Raw genomic sequence first — 16283 nt, forward strand, 5'->3', positions numbered from 1 at the left:
CGGTGGGGTGCTTGTTTCTGGCACTGTGGCACGTATGTGCGGACGGTATGCATCGAGTCGTAGGCCCGAGGATCTCGCAGGAATCTTTGAGGTCGAGAAGTGGGAGCCGGAAGAGGCGTATGAGCCCGACTACAACGTGGCTCCCACGAAAGAGGTCTACGCGGTCCTCGATCGTCCCCTGAAAGACGCTGAGGACCCCCGTCCGGTTCGCCAGTTGCGCAAGCTGAAGTGGGGGCTGGTGCCGTCCTGGGCGAAGTCGCCCGAGGGGGCCGCCCGCATGATCAACGCGCGGGGCGAGACCGTGCACGAGAAGCCCTCGTACCGGCGGGCCTTCGCCGCCCGCCGCTGCATCATCCCCGCCGACGGCTATTACGAGTGGGTGACCGCGGCCGCCGAGCGCGATCTGGAGGTCGAGGGGAAGAAGAAGCGGCCGCGCAAGCAGCCGTACTTCGTGACGCCCGCGGACGGGTCGGTGTTCGCGATGGCGGGGCTCTACGAGTTCTGGCGGGACCGGACGCTGCCGGACGAGCATCCGCTGGCCTGGTGGGTGACGTGCTCCGTGATCACCCTTGAGGCGGAGACCTCGCCGCTCGGGGTGGCGCCGAAGGAGGGGCCGCGGTCGCTCGCCGACATTCATCCCCGGATGCCGTTGATGCTGACGCCGGAGCGGTGGGACGCGTGGCTGGATCCTGCGCGGACGGACGTGGAGGACGTGCGGGGGCTGCTCGCGCCGCCGCCCGAGGGGCTGATGCGGGCCTATCCGGTGTCGACGGCCGTCAGCAACGTGCGCAACAACGGGCCCGAGCTGGTGAAGGAGCTGGAGGGGCCCGAGGTGGGGACGTTGTTCTGAGGCCGGCCCCCGGGGCCGCGCCCCGGACCCTCTTGGGACGTTTCGTCGCCGGTCGCCGGTCGCCGGTCGCCGGTCGCCGGTCGCCGGTCGGCGGCGTGTGACGGGTGGCTCGCGCTCCGCGGCGGAGCCGCTGATCGACACAGCCCCGCGCCCCCCACGGGGCACCATGGGGCCGTGACACGAACCGAGATCGTTTCCACCGAGACCGGGGACGCCCGCATCACCTGGCATCCCGCCGCCGATCCCCGCCTCGTCCTCGCCGTCAGCCATGGGGCGGGCGGGGGCGTCGAGGCGCGGGATCTGCAGGCCCTCGCCGGGGTGCTGCCGGAGCACGGGGTGAGCGTCGCGCTCGTCGAGCAGCCGTGGCGGGTCGCCGGGAAGAAGGTGGCGCCCGCGCCGAAGACGCTCGACGCCGGATGGCGCGGGGTGTGGGCCGCCGTGGCCGGACCCGGGCTTCCCGTGATCGCCGGCGGGCGCAGCGCCGGGGCCCGCGTCGCCTGCAGGACCGCGCAGGAGCTGGGTGCCGCCGCCGTGCTCGCGCTGAGCTTTCCGCTGCACCCGCCGGGCAGGCCGGAGAAGTCCCGGGCGGACGAGCTGCTCGGCACCGGGGTGCCGACGCTCGTCGTGCAGGGCGGCAACGACCCCTTCGGGAAGCCCGCGGAGTTCCCGGACGTGACCCTGTCCTCGCCCGCGTACGAGATCGTCGAAGTGCCGTACGGGGATCACGGGTTCGCGGTGCCGAAGCGGGCCGTCATCACCCAGGACGAGGCTCTGGCGCGCATCACGGGAGCCGTCTCCGAGTGGGCCGGGTCACTCCGATAGCCGCGGGGAATGTTGAGGGCGGGACGACTGTTGTGCGGACTGTCGGTGCACACAGTTCGTACGAGAGGAAGTCCGCCGCATGGGCTCGACCATCTGCCCGCAGCGCAGCACCGCTCCTGACCTGGAGTGGAGCGTGCTGCACGCACCCAAGACCGCTCCTATTCGGGCGGCGGGCGGACCGGATCGTCGTCTATCCTCCGATTCGAGTGGGGTCTCTCTTGGCTCCGCGACGTCGTTTGAGGAGGTGGGTCCGGTCACAGGGACCGACGCAGGGACCGAACACGGCCAGCCCGACGGACGGCCCGAGCCGGCGGAGACCGCTGCCGAGCGCAGTGCGCGCTTCGAGCGGGACGCGCTGGAGTTCCTCGACCAGATGTACTCGGCCGCGCTGCGTATGACGCGCAATCCGGCCGATGCGGAGGACCTGGTGCAGGAGACGTACGCGAAGGCGTACGCGTCCTTCCACCAGTTCCGCGAGGGCACCAACCTCAAGGCGTGGCTGTACCGGATCCTCACGAACACCTTCATCAACTCGTACCGCAAGAAGCAGCGCGAGCCTCAGCGCAGTGCGGCCGAGGAGATCGAGGACTGGCAGCTGGCGCGCGCCGAGTCGCACATGTCGACCGGGCTGCGCTCCGCCGAGTCGCAGGCGCTCGACCATCTGCCGGACTCGGACGTGAAGTCCGCGCTGCAGGCGATCCCCGAGGAATTCCGCATCGCGGTCTATCTGGCCGACGTAGAGGGCTTTGCGTACAAGGAGATCGCGGACATCATGGGGACACCCATCGGGACAGTGATGTCCCGGCTCCACCGGGGCCGCCGCCAGCTGCGCGGCATGCTGGAGGACTACGCCCGAGACCGTGGGCTCGTCCCGGCCGGCGCCGGAGAGTCGAACGAAGCGAAAGGCTCGGGCTCATGAGCTGCGGAGAGCCGCACGAGACGGACTGCGCGGAAGTCCTCGACCATCTCTATGAGTTTCTCGACCACGAGATGCCGGACTCCGACTGCACCAAGTTCGAGGTGCACTTCGAGGAGTGCTCCCCGTGCCTGGAGAAGTACGGCCTGGAGCAGGCCGTGAAGAAGCTGGTCAAGCGGTGCTGCGGCTCGGACGACGTGCCCAGTGACCTGCGGGCCAAGGTCATGGGGCGGATCGAAGTGATCCGCTCCGGCCAGGGCGTGCCCGAAGAGGGCACCCCGCTCGCTTGACGTGTCACAGCTGTGACAGCCATGACGGCTGTGCCGGCTGTGACTGATAAAGCTGTGACCAACTCCCGCATCTGAGGTGGGAGTTGAGCGTGCGTTCGCCGCTCGGTTCACTCGATCGTGCTAATCCGGGGCCTTCTGTCCCGGTATTCGATGTGATGCCGCCCGAGCGGCACGCCGCGCGGCCTACTCTCTGGTCTCCGTGAACGGAACGCCACGGGGAGGGAGTTGGGCATGCGGTCGGTTCCGCCGATGGCCGGTTCGTATGTGCTCCTGACGGCGGGTGCCGGTGCCTTCTGCGCCGCGCCCGCGTTCTTCTCCGCCACCTCCTGGCCGGCCGTCGTGCTGCTCGCCTGCGCGTACGTGGGATGCGGCCAGGCGGGCCGGGCGTCCCGGAGCATGGGTACGTTCTTCCCCGTACTCCTCGCAGGAGCGTTTCTGCTGCCGCCCGCGGCCGCCGCGCTCGTCGCCGTCCCCGGCGCCGTGCTCGGCCGTGTCGAGCAGCGGCCCCAGTGGCTGCGCCGGGTCTGGCGGCCCGCCCAACTCGCCCTCGCGGTCTGGGCGTCCGCCGAGGTGTTCGCCGCGCTCGGCGGTCCCGGCGCGGTCTCCGGGCCCCGCTTCCCGTACGCGCTGCTGCCCTGCGGCGGCGCCGTGCTCGCCTTCTGCGCGGCGCTCACGGTGCTCGACGGGGGCATCCTCGCCGCCGCCGAGCGCGTCCCGCTGCGCACCGCCTGGCGCGGGCTCTTCCTGCGCTCGCTGGCGCCGGTGGCCGTGCACGGGCTCGCCGGGCTCATGATGGCGGTCCTGTGGGCGAGCTCGTACGGGCCGGTGGCCGCGCTGCTCGTGCTGCTGCCGATGTACGTCTCCTGCTGGGTGTTCGCCCAGTACCAGCGCGAGCGCGCCGCGCACCAGGCGACCATCCGGGCCCTCGTCCAGGCCGTCGACATCAAGGACGGCTACACGCGCGGGCACAGCGAGCGCGTCGGGCAGGCCTCGATGATGATCGCCCGGGAGCTGGGCATGCCGGACGAGCGGGCCGAGGTCCTCCGGTTCGCCGGGATCCTGCACGACGTGGGCAAACTCGGCGTCCCGACACGGCTGTTGCGGAAGGACGGGCCGCTCACGCCCGAGGAGCGCGAGGTCATTCAGCTGCATCCCGAGTACGGGCACGAGATGGTGCGCGGCATCGGGTTCCTCGGCGAGGCGCGGGCCGCGATCCTGCACCACCACGAGCGGCTCGACGGGAGCGGCTATCCGTACGGGCTCGTGGGGACGCAGATCCCGGAGTTCGCGCGGGTGGTCGCCGTGGCGGACGCCTTCGACGCCATGACGTCCACGCGTACGTACTCGCGGGCGCGCCCCGTCGAGGTGGCCGTCGCGGAGCTGGAGCGGTGTGCGGGGACGCAGTTCGATCCGGTGATGGTCGGCGCGCTGGTGCGGGCGCTGGCCCGGGAGGGGTGGCGGCCGGTGGTGACCGCGGACGAGGCGGGTGCGCCAGGCGCGGGCGGCACGGGAGGTACGGGGGTGCCCGTGCCCAGGGCCGCGGCGGTGCCGGTGCCGGGGTCGGCCCCCCGGTGACGGGGCGCGGGTCCGGCCGGAAGGCGCGCCGCGCTCGGGGCCGCCTCGCCCACCCCGGCGGCCGGGGCGGCGGATCGCCCAAGGCTCCGGCCGCCTTCGTCGTGGGGGTCTATTGCGTCGCCGCCGTCGTCACGGGCGTCGCGCTGCTGTACACCGTGGCGCGCGGGCTCGACGACGCCGCCGTCGCCGTCGCCTTCGGGCTGCTGGTCGCCGTGGGGGAGCTGGCCCGGTGGAGCGGGGGCGAGGACCGGGAGCCGGCGCCGCTCGGGGCCGCGGGGGCGCTGGCGTACGCGCTGCTCGGCGCGAAGGCCGGCGACAGCACGCACCACGGGGTGCTCCAGGTCGTCGCGGTCGCCGTCGCGGGTGCGCTCGTCGGCTGCGTACCGCACGTGGCGCGCGGCAGAGGGCCTTCGCCGGATCACATGGCGCGGCGCGTGCTGACCGTCTGGTTCGCCGCCGCCTGCTTCCAGCCGCTGTACAACCAGGGCAAGTTGGCGGAGTGGTTCGGTGACGGGGCGTACTACGCGCTGCTCATCGCCGGACTGCTCGCGCTGACCGGCCTGTGCGACGCCGTGCTCGCCGCCGCCATGGCGCACGCCCGCACCGGCTGGCCTTTCGGACCGCTGCTGCGCGACGAGATGCGGTCCATGCTCGGCATCGGCTCCGCCGTGTGCGCGACCGGCGCCGTGATGGCCCTCGCCGTCGCCGTCGCCGGGCTGTGGGCGCTGCCGGTCATCAGCCTGCCGCTGCTCCTGACCCAGCTGGCGTTCCGCCGGTACTCCGCGGTCAAGGCCACGTACCGGCAGACCATCGCCTCGCTGGCCCGCGCCACCGAGATCGCCGGGTACACCCCGCACGGGCACGCCCACCGGGTCGCGGCGCTGAGCCGTGCCATAGGGCGTGACCTGGGGCTGTCCGGGCCCGATCTGACCGTCCTGGAATACGCGGCGCTGATGCACGACATCGGGCAGCTCTCGCTCGTCGACCCGGTCAGGGACGGGGCCACCGCGGGCCTGCCGCTCGCCCAGCAGCGGCGGATAGCGCTGCTGGGCGGCGCCGTCGTCCGGCAGACCGGGGTGGACTCACAGGTCGCCGTCGTCGTCGAGCGGCTGGCCGATCCATACCGTGAACAGCCGCTCACCGCGCGGATTGTGCGGACAGCGAACGCATACGACGAGATGGCCAGGGGAGCAGGCCCCCAGGGGCCCCTCGCGGCCCTGGAGGGACTGCGTCTGGCCACAGGGAAGGAGTACCAGCCGGAGGTCGTGGAGGCGCTCGCGCGAGTGGTGGAATGCAGGGGCGGCCCGAAGGGCCTCAGGTAGGGCGGTGGGGGAGACGGTCGGGCCCTGGTCTGCGCCTGGGGTCGGCTGGGTAACCCATGGGTAATGAGCGGGTCTCCGACCGTCCGTGGTTGGATGCGAAGGAGCGACGGAAATGGGTGTCCGGGGGTACAGGCCCCGAGTATCGGCAGGCGGGAATCGTGAGGATCTTCGGCAAGGGACGGCACCGGCCCTCCGCCTCGTGGCGGCAGGCCACGGACCGCGCGTTCACGCTCATCGGCGACGGTCGGTACGAGGACGCGGGAGCGCTGCTGACCCGCGCCGCCGACCTGGAGCCCTGGCTCTCCGAGTCCTGGTTCAACCTCGCGCTGCTGCACAAGTTCCGGCACGACTGGGAGCAGGCGCGCACCGCCGGACTGCGGGCCGTCGCGCTGCTCGACCGGGAGACCGGCGCCCCGGACTGGTGGAACGTCGGGATCGCCGCGACCGCGCTGCAGGACTGGCCGCTGGCGCGGCGGGCCTGGCAGGCGTACGGGCTCCGGGTGCCGGGCGGGGCCACCGCGGCCGGCGAGCCCACGGGCATGGAGCTCGGCAGCGCGGCCGTGCGGCTCTCGCCGGAGGGCGAGGCCGAGGTCGTGTGGGGGCGCAGGCTGGACCCCGCGCGCATCGAGGTGCTCTCCATTCCGCTGCCGTCGTCCGGGCGGCGCTGGGGCGAGGTCGTGCTGCACGACGGGGTGCCCCACGGGGAGCGGACGATCGCCGCCGGGCACGCGTACCCGGTCTTCGACGAGATCGAGCTGTGGGCGCCGTCGCCGGTGCCGACGTGGGTGGTGCTCCTTGAGGCCGCCACCGAGGCCGACCGGGACGCGCTGGAGCGGCTCGCCGCCGATGCCGGGTTCGCGGCGGAGGACTGGTCGTCGTCGGTGCGGCTGCTGTGCCGGACGTGCTCGGAGTCGCGGATGCCGTCCGACGAGGGCGACGGCGAGCACCTCGACCCGCACGATCACAGCGAGCCGGGGCATCCCGGGCCGCTCGGCCACCGGACCGACGGGCAGCTGTGGGTGCCGGAGCGGGAGTGCGGCGTGGCCGCGCCGGCGTCTCTGGTGCGGGGGCTGCTCGACGGATGGGTCGCCGACAGCCCCGATTCCCGGGACTGGCGGGATCTCGAAGAGGTCTGTTAGGCGCCGGGCGGCGTGCGCGTGCGTCGCCGGGTGACGGTGAGGGCGGGTTGCCCGCGCCGTTCCCCGCGCCGCTGGCAGGGCCGTGGCCCCCGTACCCTGTAGAAGTACCCCCCCCGTTTTCCCAGGAAGGCTTACGTCCGTCATGGCGCAGCAGGAGACCGAGAAGCAGCACGACGGCGTGCTCCCCGTCGATGACGAGGGGTTCGTCGTCGACACCGAGGACTGCGAGGCGCGTGAGGCGGCCTACCGGGAGCGGGGGACGTCGCGGCCGATCACCGTCGTGGGGAACCCGGTGCTGCACAAGGAGTGCAAGGACGTCACCGAGTTCGACGACGAACTGGCCAGGCTCGTCGACGACATGTTCGCCAGCCAGCGGACCGCCGAGGGCGTCGGCCTCGCCGCCAACCAGATCGGTGTCGACCGGAAGGTCTTCGTCTACGACTGCCCGGACGACGAGGGCGTGCGCCACACCGGTGTCGTCGTCAACCCGGTGCTCCAGGAGCTGCCCGCCGAGCGCCGCCGCCTCGACGACTCCAACGAGGGCTGCCTGTCCGTCCCGACCGCGTACGCCGAGCTCGCCCGGCCCGACTACGCCGAGGTCACCGGGCAGGACGAGAAGGGCAACCCGATCAAGGTGCGCGGCACCGGCTACTTCGCCCGCTGCCTCCAGCACGAGACGGACCACCTGTACGGGTACCTGTACATCGACCGGCTCTCGAAGCGCGAGCGCAAGAACGCCCTGAAGCAGATGGCGGAGGGCACGCCGCGCTACCCGGTGGTCCCCAACGACTGAGCACCGTCTGACAGTTGAGCGCTGAGAGCGGCGCCTGGTACGGAAGTTTCCGGCCAGGCGCCGTTCGCGTTCCCACCCCGCACACCCCGCGTGCGCCCGCGTGTGCGAACAGGATCGGCCTGACGTGATTCAGATCCGGTCATGTAAGGGGACGAATCTGGTGACTCGGGGTAGTGAGGGGAGCAAATCCGTTCCCAGAACGGTCAGTTGTAGTGCTGAATAGAAAGCGCGGGGATACGCAACGGCGCGCGCCCGGCACTTGCGGGAGGGGTGTACGCCTTCGGCCGACAGAGAGGGGCTTGTTCGTGCCTGCCTATCCACATGCTCCACATGCGGCAGTTCCACCGGCGTTGGCGCTGCCGGTGATCGAGGACGCGTTTCCTCGCACACTGCATCCGTATTGGCCAAAGCTTCAGGGGAAGACGCGGACCTGGCTGCTCGAAAAGCGGCTCATGCCCGCCGACAAGGTGGAGAAGTACGCCGACGGTCTGTGCTACACGGACCTGGTGGCGGGCTACTACATGGGCGCGCCCGATGAGCTGCTGGCGGCGATCGCCGACTTCAGCGCGTGGTTCTTCGCCTGGGACGACCGGCACGACCGGGACGTGATCCACGGGAGGTCGGCGAGCTGGCGGCGGCTCGCCGTCCAGCTGCACGCGGCGACCGAGGCCCCAGAGCTTCACCTGAACCACACGGATCCCCTGGTCGCGGCCTTCGCGGACTGCTTCCGGCGGTTCTACGGCCGGCTCAGCCGGTCCTGGGACGCACGCTTCGCCCGTCACTTCCACGTGGTGATCGACGCGTACGACGAGGAGTTCCACAACCGCATGGCCGGGACCGTGCCGACGGTCGACGACTACATCGCCCTGCGGCGGCGCACTTTTGCCCACTGGATCTGGATAGACCTGCTGGAGCCGGTCGCCCAGTACGAACTCCCCACGTGGGTGCGGAAAAACGAGGCATTCATGCGGGCCGCGCTCGCCACCCAGGATTTCTCAGCCTGGTACAACGACCTGTGCTCGCTCCCCAAGGAACTCGCGGGAAAAGAATTGCACAATCTCGGGATAAGCCTCATCAAGCATGAGGGAATTTCCGTGCGGGAAGCCGTCAAAGAAGTCCATCGACGGGTTGAGGGAACCATAGAGGAATTCCTCTCGGCGGAGCGCGAGATCGAGCAGACCGCGGCCGCGGCGGAACACATCGGACCGCACGGAAAAGAACTCGCGGCGGCCATCAGGTCGTGCGTCGAGAACATGCGGAACTGGTTCAGTTCCGTGTACTGGTTCCACCATGAATCGGGGCGCTATCAGGTCGACACCTGGGACGACCGGGCCACCCCGCCGTACATCACGGACACACCCCGGACAGATCAGGTGGGTGAACGAGCATGACCATCGAATCCATCCTCTCGCATCCGGCGCGCGCGCCGGAGCCGGAGCTGCCGCCGCCCGCCCCCGGCGGCGCGCCGCTCCTCGGCCACGCCTGGAGCCTGCTGCGCGACCCGCTCGCCTTCCTCTCGTCGCTGCGCGACGGCGGCGAGGTGGTGCGCATCGGGCTCGGCCCCAAGGAAGCCTTCGCGGTGAACTCCCCGGAGCTCGTCGAGAAGCTCCTGCGGAGCCCGGACTTCCTGGTCGGCGGGGCTCTGTGGGACACCCTGGGCGTACTGCTCGGCCAGGGCGTGGCGACCAGCAACGGGCCGCGGCACCGACGTCAGCGCCGGGCCGTGCAGCCCGCGTTCCGGGCCGACCGGATCGCCGCGTACGGCGCGGTGATGACCGAGGAGGCACAGCTCGCCGCCGACCGGCTGCGGCCGGGGCGGACCTTCGACCCGGCGGGCGAGATGTTCCGTGTGGCGACCCGGATCACGGCCCGGACGCTGCTGCACATGGAGGCGCTCGACGAGCGCTCCGAGCGGCTGTGCACGGCCCTCGGGACCGTCTTCAGCGGCCTGTACCGGCGCATGATCCTCTCCGTAGGACCGCTCTACCGGCTGCCCCTTCCGGCCAATCGGCGTTTCGAGCGGGCATTGGCCGATTTGCATCGTCTGGTCGACGAGATCATCGACGACCGAAGGGCGCAGCGGGCCGCGGGAGGAACGGCGGAGGACAATGCGGACGACCTCTTGACTGCATTGCTTCAGGCCCGCGACGAGAACGGCGAACCGGTCGACGAACAAGAGGTCCACGACCAAGTCATCGGCCTCCTCGTCGCCGGTGGCGAGAATGTGGCGAAGACGCTGACATGGACCCTGCAGCTCCTCGCCGAACACCCCGAGCATGAAAGGAGGCTGCACGAAGAAGTTGAATCCGTTACGGGTGGCGCGCCGGTCGCTTTCGACGACCTGAAAGAGCTCGCATATATGCGGAATCTCATCACCGAGTCGATGCGGATTCGGCCTGCCGTCTGGATATTCACCCGGGTCGCAGCGGTCGACACGACGCTCGGCGGGTACCGGATACCGGCCGGGACGGACATCGTCTACAGCCCGTACGCGATGCAGCGCGACCCCCGCTCGTTCCAGGAGGCGCTCGTCTTCGACCCGGACCGCTGGCTGCCGGAGCGGGCCACGGACGCCGCGCACAAGGCGCACCAGCCGTTCAGCACCGGCAACCGCAAGTGCCCCGGGGACCACTTCAGCATGGCCGAACTCGCGCTGATCCTGGGCACCTTGGTGGCCCGGTGGCGGTTCGTGCAGGTGCCGGAGTCGGATCACACCCCGCAGCTGGGCATCACGCTCCAGCCGCGGCTGCCGCTGCTGCGGGTGGAGGCCAGGACGTAGTCATCCGGCCAGGCGGACCCGGAAGGTCCTGCGGAAGGCGTTCGGGGTCGTCCCGAGCACCTTCATGAACTGGTGGCGCATCGCCGCGGCGTTGCCGAACCCGGCGCGCCCGGCGATCGCCTCCACCGTCTCGTCCGTGCCCTCCAGCAACTCCTGGGCGAACAGCACCCGTTGCCGCAGCAGCCAGCGGTAGGGGGTGGTGCCCGTCTCCTGGAGGAAGCGCCGGGCGAAGGTGCGCGGCGACATGTGCGCGCGTGCCGCCAGCTCCTCCACGGTCACCGGCGCGTCCAGGTGCCGCTCCATCCAGCTCAGGACGTCGCCGACGGTGTCGCAGCGCGCCGGCGGCAGCGGCCGCTCCACGTACTGGGCCTGGCCGCCGTCGCGGTGCGGCGGCACGACCATGCGCCGTGCGATCGCGTTGGCGACCTCGGCGCCGTGCTCGGTGCGCACGATGTGCAGACAGGCGTCGATGCCCGCGGCGGTGCCCGCGGAGGTGATGACCGGCCCCTCGTCGACGTAGAGCACGTCGGGGTCGACCCGGGTGCGCGGGAAGCGGACGGCGAGTTCTCGCGCGTACCGCCAGTGCACCGCGCAGCGCCGCCCGTCGAGCAGCCCGGCCTCGCCGAGCACGAACACCCCCGAGCAGACGCTGAGCACCCGCGCGCCCCGGTCGACCGCGCGGCGCAGCGCGTCGAGCAGCTCCGGCGGATAGCCGTCGCTGGGTCCGCCGGCCGCGGGGATCGCGATGAGGTCGGCCTCCTCCAGGCGCTCGGGCCCGTACGAGGTGGAGATCGTCATGCCCGGTACGTGCGTGGACAGGCTCGGTCCCTCGAAGGAGACCGCCGCGAAGTCGTACACGGGCAGTCCCGCGTCGCTGCGGTCGAGGCCGAACACCTCGCAGACGACGCCGAGTTCGAAGGGATGGACTCCGTCGAGCAGCACCGCGGCCACGTTCTTCAGCATGTCTGCCAGTGTGCCGCAGGGATGGCAGTAATTCGAGGGGTGCTGACAGTCCTGCCACTGTCGGGTGCGGGCGGGCGGCGGCAGAGTGGAGGACATGAACACAGCGATGAACTACCTCACCGTCCTCTTCGTCCTCCTCCTCCTCGCCGCCCCCTCCCTGTACGGGATGGTCCACGACCGCCGTGTCGACCGGCAGATCCGCGCGGCCCGCGCCGCCGAGGAGCAGCGCGCCCGCTACTCGGCCGTGGCCTGACCCGGCCGCCGCCCGAAGGCCAGCAGATGCGAGCTCGCGACCATGAGCTCCGGATACGGCTCGGCGAGCCGGGCCGCCAGCAAGGCGGACCTGAACAGGTCCGATTCCACCGCGAGTTGCTCACCCGCCACGGTCTCGGCGGCCTTCACCAGCGCGTCGCCGGGACCCTCCACCCCGTAGACCCGGGCACCTTCGAACCCGGCCTGCGCCACCTCTTCCGCCAGGGCCGCGGAGTGGTGGAAGTAGGCGAAAGTGAACTCCCTGCCCTCGTTGCGCCCCGTCGCCAGGACCCGCCCGGTGCGCTCCGCGCGCCCGTCGAGGTGCAGCCGCCCCTGACTCACGTGGTCGAAGAGCGCCGCGTGCCGCTGGATCCCGGCCACGGCGACCGTCCCGCCGGGCCGCACCACCCGTAGCGCCTCCGCCAACGCCCGCCGCCGGTCGGCGAGTTCGGGCAGATGGTAGAGCGGCCCGAGCAGCAGCACGACGTCGTACGAGGCGTCGGCGGCGCTCAGCGCCCGCGCGTCCCCGACCTCGACCGTGCAACCGGCGCCCGCCGCTTCCCGTACGTGCCGCTCCACCGGGTCGACGAGATGGACCCGGTACCCGTCCTCGACCAGCCAGCGCGCATGGGCGCCGGGACCGCCGCCGACGTCGAGCACCGAGGCGGGCGCCGCGGGCAGATGGCGCCGCAACAGCTCCTGCGTACGGACGAGTTCGAGCACGCCCGCCGCTGAGGTGTGCAGCCGGGCGTGCTCGTCGAACCGGTCGGTGTAGTAGGCGAGGACTTCTTCCGCTACCTGGGGTGCCGTCATGCCGGTCCAGTGTGGGCGACAGGTGGTGACGGAGGCATCCCGATTTCCGGCAGCCCTAGAACTCCTCGTCGAAGCCGACCGAGCCCTCGACCGCCACCTGGTACGCGGACGGGCGGCGCTCGAAGAAGTTCGTCAGCTCCTGGACGCCCTGGAGCTCCATGAACGAGAACGGGTTCTCCGAGCCGTACACCGGAGCGAAGCCCAGACGCTGCAGACGCTGGTCGGCGACGCACTCCAGGTACTGCCGCATGGACTCGGTGTTCATGCCCGGCAGGCCCTCACCGCACAGGTCGCGGCCGAACTGCAGCTCTGCCTCGACCGCCTCCCGCAGCATGTCGGTGACCTGCTGCTCCAGCGCGTCGTCGAAGAGGTCAGGCTCCTCCTTGCGGACCGTGTCGACCACGTCGAAGGCGAACGACATGTGCATCGTCTCGTCGCGGAACACCCAGTTGGTGCCCGTGGCGAGGCCGTGCAGCAGGCCGCGCGAGCGGAACCAGTAGACGTACGCGAAGGCACCGTAGAAGAACAGGCCCTCGATGCACGCGGCGAAGCAGATCAGGTTGAGGAGGAAGCGGCGGCGGTCCGCCTTGGACTCCAGGCGGTCCATCTGCTCGACCGAGTCCATCCACTTGAAGCAGAACTCCGCCTTCTCGCGGATGGACGGGATGTTCTCGACGGCCGCGAACGCCGCCGCGCGGTCCTCCGGGTCGGGGAGGTAGGTGTCGAGCAGCGTCAAGTAGAACTGGACGTGCACGGCCTCCTCGAACAGCTGGCGCGAGAGGTACAGGCGCGCCTCGGGGGAGTTGATGTGCTTGTACAGCGTGAGGACCAGGTTGTTCGCGACGATCGAGTCGCCCGTCGCGAAGAACGCGACCAGACGGCCGATCATGTGCTGCTCGCCCGGCGACAGCTTCGCGAGGTCGGCGACGTCCGAGTGGAGGTCGACCTCCTCGACGGTCCAGGTGTTCTTGATGGCGTCGCGGTAGCGCTCGTAGAAGTCCGGGTACCGCATGGGGCGCAGGGTCAGTTCGAAGCCCGGGTCGAGCAGGTTCTTCTCGGAGGACTCGGAAGAAGGGGTCATTACTGGCAGGCCTCGCAGGACTCGGGGTTTTCCAGGGAGCAGGCGACCGCGTCGGGGTCGGCCACGGTCTGTACGGGGACGGTGGCGCGGGCCGCCGCGCGGGCGATCCGCGTCGCGGGGCGCGAGCGCAGGTAGTACGTCGTCTTCAGGCCCGACTTCCAGGCGTACGCGTACATCGAGGAGAGCTTGCCGATGGTCGGCGTCTCCAGGAACAGGTTCAGCGACTGGGCCTGGTCGAGGTACGGGGTGCGGGCCGCCGCCATGTCGATGAGGCCGCGCTGCGGGATCTCCCACGCCGTGCGGTACAGGTCGCGCACCTCCTCGGGCACCCAGGTGAAGCCCTGCACCGAGCCGTTGGACTCGCGCAGCGCCTCACGGGTCTGCGCGTCCCAGACGCCGAGCGCCTTCAGCTCCTGCACCAGGTACGAGTTGACCTGAAGGAACTCGCCGGACAGCGTCTCGCGCTTGAACAGGTTGGAGACCTGCGGCTCGATGCACTCGTACACGCCCGCGATGGAGGCGATCGTCGCGGTCGGTGCGATGGCGAGCAGCAGCGAGTTGCGCATGCCGACCGACGCGATGCGCTCGCGCAGCGCCGCCCAGCGCTCCGGCCAGGCCGGCTCCACGCCGTAGTGGTCGGGGTGCAGGACACCGCGCGCGGTGCGGGTCTTCTCCCAGGCGGGCAGCGGGCCGCCCCGCTCGGCGAGGTCCGCCGACGCCTCGTACGCGGCGAGCATGATCCGCTCGGCGATCCGCGTGGACAGGTCCTTGGCCTCGGGGGAGTCGAAGGGCAGCCGCAGCTTGAAGAAGACGTCCTGGAGGCCCATCGCGCCGAGGCCCACCGGGCGCCACTTCGCGTTGGAACGGCCCGCCTGCTCGGTCGGGTAGAAGTTGATGTCGACGACGCGGTCGAGGAAGGTGACGGCCGTGCGGACGGTCGCGTCGAGCCGTTCCCAGTCGATCTCACCATCGGCCACGAAGGCGCCCAGATTGACCGAGCCCAGGTTGCAGACCGCCGTCTCCCCGTCGTCCGTGACCTCCAGGATCTCGGTGCACAGGTTCGAGGAGTGGACGGTGTGGCCCGGCTCCGCGGTCTGGTTGGCGGTGCGGTTGGCGGCGTCCTTGAACGTCATCCAGCCGTTGCCGGTCTGCGCCAGCGTGCGCATCATGCGGCCGTACAGGTCGCGGGCGGGGATCTGCTTCTGCGCCTTCCCCTCCGCCTCGGCCCTGCGGTACGCGGCGTCGAACTCCTCGCCCCACAGGTCGACGAGCTCCGGCACGTCGGCGGGGGAGAACAGCGACCACGGCTGGTCGGCGGCGACCCGGCGCATGAACTCGTCCGGGATCCAGTGGGCCAGGTTCAGGTTGTGGGTGCGGCGCGCGTCCTCACCCGTGTTGTCGCGCAGCTCCAGGAACTCCTCGATGTCCGCGTGCCACGTCTCCAGGTAGACGGCGGCGGCGCCCTTGCGGCGGCCGCCCTGGTTCACGGCGGCGACTGAGGCGTCGAGGGTCTTGAGGAACGGGACGATGCCGTTGGAGTGCCCGTTCGTGCCGCGGATCAGCGAACCCCGGCTGCGGATGCGGGAGTACGAGAGCCCGATGCCGCCGGCGTGCTTCGACAGCCGGGCCACCTGGTGGTAGCGGTCGTAGATCGAGTCCAGCTCGTCGAGCGGCGAGTCGAGCAGGTAGCAGCTCGACATCTGCGGGTGGCGGGTGCCGGAGTTGAAGAGCGTCGGGGAGGAGGGGAGATAGTCGAGACGGCTCATCAGGCCGTACAGGGCGGCCACCTCGTCCAGCGCGCGGACGCTGTCGTCCTCGGCGAGACCGGCGGCGACCCGCAGCATGAAGTGCTGAGGCGTCTCGATCACCTTGCGGGTGATCGGGTGGCGCAGCAGATAACGGCTGTGCAGGGTACGCAGGCCGAAGTAGCCGAAGCGGTCGTCGGCCCGTACGTCGACGAGCGCGTCGAGCCGGTCGGCGTGGACGCGCACGAACTCGGCGGTGCGGTCCGCGATCAGGCCCTCGCGGTGGCCGACCGCGACCGACTCGGTGAAGGAGGTGACGCCCTGCGAGGCGGCCTCCGCGGCGATGGAGATCGTGAGCAGACGCGCGGCGAGCCGGGAGTACGCGGGGTCCTCCGAGATCAGCCCGGCCGCGGCCTCGGTGGCGAGTTCGCGCAGCTCGGCCTCGTCGGCGCGGGCGCTGCGGCCGCGCAGGGCGCCGGCGGCGACCCGGCCGGGGTCCGCGTCGGGGAGGTCGGCGGTCAGCTCGGTCAGGGTGCGCAGCAGCGCAGTGCCGGGCGCGTCAACAGCGGCCTCGGTCTCGGCCACCACTGAGGCAGGATCAGTGGGCGCGATGGTCACGGTGGGGCTCTCCCTCGCTCGGCTCGGGGCCACGGGGAGGGAAGGGCAGCGGGGGCGCACAGGAGTGGGCCCGCGTCACCGGCCCACTCCACGAGGCCCGGACGTCGTCGACACCCGGGCCGGACGGCTCGGGCGCGTACCGTCGGCAGGTCCTCGGACTCACGTACGCGCATTTCATGGGCTTACGTTCACCGTTGCGGGACAGTTCCGGATTTCCACCGGATTCCCCTGCGACGACAGCGAGAGCGAGCATACATGTTGTGCTGGTGCTTCGCCGCACCCCCATATCTTGTGTCGGCTAGGGTGACGCTGATCATGGGGCGGG

At 71.0% G+C, this 16283-nt stretch carries 15 protein-coding genes and 1 riboswitch; of the genes, 11 read left to right on the plus strand and 4 right to left on the minus strand.

Going from position 1 to position 16283, the window contains the following annotated elements; translation table 11 throughout:
- Window positions 1–34 precede the first annotated feature (34 nt).
- The 10 genes from J3486_RS33185 to J3486_RS33230 all read left to right on the plus strand — a co-directional run bounded on the left by J3486_RS33185 (window position 35) and on the right by J3486_RS33230 (window position 10486).
- The gene (locus J3486_RS33185) at window positions 35–850 is read left to right on the plus strand and encodes an SOS response-associated peptidase (protein ID WP_207827199.1); all 816 of its coding nucleotides are present in this window, start codon (window positions 35–37) and stop codon (window positions 848–850) included.
- Between the two features lie 174 nt (window positions 851–1024).
- Complete coding sequence (locus J3486_RS33190) at window positions 1025–1672, plus strand: alpha/beta family hydrolase (RefSeq protein ID WP_207827201.1); 648 nt, start codon at window positions 1025–1027, stop codon at window positions 1670–1672.
- A 244-nt stretch (window positions 1673–1916) separates the two neighbouring features.
- On the plus strand, window positions 1917–2591 hold the full coding sequence (sigR, locus tag J3486_RS33195; protein ID WP_207827210.1) for an RNA polymerase sigma factor SigR: 675 nt from the start codon (window positions 1917–1919) through the stop codon (window positions 2589–2591).
- Entirely contained in the window at window positions 2588–2878 is a 291-nt protein-coding gene (gene rsrA, locus J3486_RS33200) for a mycothiol system anti-sigma-R factor (RefSeq protein ID WP_207827212.1), read from the plus strand. The genes sigR and rsrA overlap by 4 nt, the downstream gene beginning before the upstream one ends.
- A gap of 231 nt (window positions 2879–3109) precedes the next feature.
- Entirely contained in the window at window positions 3110–4453 is a 1344-nt protein-coding gene (locus J3486_RS33205; protein WP_207827215.1) for an HD-GYP domain-containing protein, read from the plus strand.
- A 143-nt stretch (window positions 4454–4596) separates the two neighbouring features.
- Entirely contained in the window at window positions 4597–5775 is a 1179-nt protein-coding gene (locus J3486_RS33210) for an HD-GYP domain-containing protein (protein WP_229379033.1), read from the plus strand.
- 158 nt (window positions 5776–5933) lie between these two features.
- Window positions 5934–6914 carry a hypothetical protein gene (locus J3486_RS33215; protein WP_207827217.1) on the plus strand — a complete coding sequence of 327 codons (981 nt, stop codon included), beginning with the start codon at window positions 5934–5936 and terminating at the stop codon, window positions 6912–6914.
- A 142-nt stretch (window positions 6915–7056) separates the two neighbouring features.
- Entirely contained in the window at window positions 7057–7707 is a 651-nt protein-coding gene (gene def, locus J3486_RS33220; RefSeq protein ID WP_207827219.1) for a peptide deformylase, read from the plus strand.
- 305 nt (window positions 7708–8012) lie between these two features.
- Entirely contained in the window at window positions 8013–9098 is a 1086-nt protein-coding gene (locus J3486_RS33225; protein WP_207827222.1) for a multidrug MFS transporter, read from the plus strand.
- On the plus strand, window positions 9095–10486 hold the full coding sequence (locus J3486_RS33230) for a cytochrome P450 (protein ID WP_207827224.1): 1392 nt from the start codon (window positions 9095–9097) through the stop codon (window positions 10484–10486). Before J3486_RS33225 ends, J3486_RS33230 begins: the two co-directional genes overlap by 4 nt.
- Here J3486_RS33230 and J3486_RS33235 read toward each other — a convergent pair whose 3' ends face one another.
- On the minus strand, window positions 10487–11449 hold the full coding sequence (locus J3486_RS33235; protein ID WP_207827226.1) for a GlxA family transcriptional regulator: 963 nt from the start codon (window positions 11447–11449) through the stop codon (window positions 10487–10489).
- Between the two features lie 94 nt (window positions 11450–11543).
- Between J3486_RS33235 and J3486_RS33240 the strand changes: the two genes are divergently transcribed.
- A complete protein-coding gene (locus J3486_RS33240; protein WP_207827227.1) occupies window positions 11544–11702 on the plus strand; it encodes a hypothetical protein in 159 nt (52 codons plus the stop codon).
- Here J3486_RS33240 and J3486_RS33245 read toward each other — a convergent pair.
- From J3486_RS33245 to J3486_RS33255, 3 genes are read right to left on the minus strand one after another with little or no spacing between them, the layout of a single operon-like run.
- On the minus strand, window positions 11684–12514 hold the full coding sequence (locus J3486_RS33245; RefSeq protein WP_207827230.1) for a bifunctional 2-polyprenyl-6-hydroxyphenol methylase/3-demethylubiquinol 3-O-methyltransferase UbiG: 831 nt from the start codon (window positions 12512–12514) through the stop codon (window positions 11684–11686). The genes J3486_RS33240 and J3486_RS33245 overlap by 19 nt on opposite strands.
- A 55-nt stretch (window positions 12515–12569) precedes the next feature.
- Window positions 12570–13595, minus strand: coding sequence for a ribonucleotide-diphosphate reductase subunit beta (locus J3486_RS33250; RefSeq protein ID WP_207827232.1), 1026 nt, complete (start codon window positions 13593–13595; stop codon window positions 12570–12572).
- Window positions 13595–15958, minus strand: a complete 2364-nt coding sequence (locus J3486_RS33255) for a ribonucleoside-diphosphate reductase subunit alpha (RefSeq protein ID WP_207827234.1) — start codon at window positions 15956–15958, stop codon at window positions 13595–13597. Before J3486_RS33255 ends, J3486_RS33250 begins: the two co-directional genes overlap by 1 nt.
- Before the next feature lie 126 nt (window positions 15959–16084).
- Window positions 16085–16228, minus strand: a riboswitch (cobalamin riboswitch).
- Window positions 16229–16283: the final 55 nt, after the last annotated feature.

Origin of the sequence: Streptomyces sp. VRA16 Mangrove soil (assembly GCF_017377775.1) — a bacterium.
Lineage (GTDB): Bacteria > Actinomycetota > Actinomycetes > Streptomycetales > Streptomycetaceae > Streptomyces.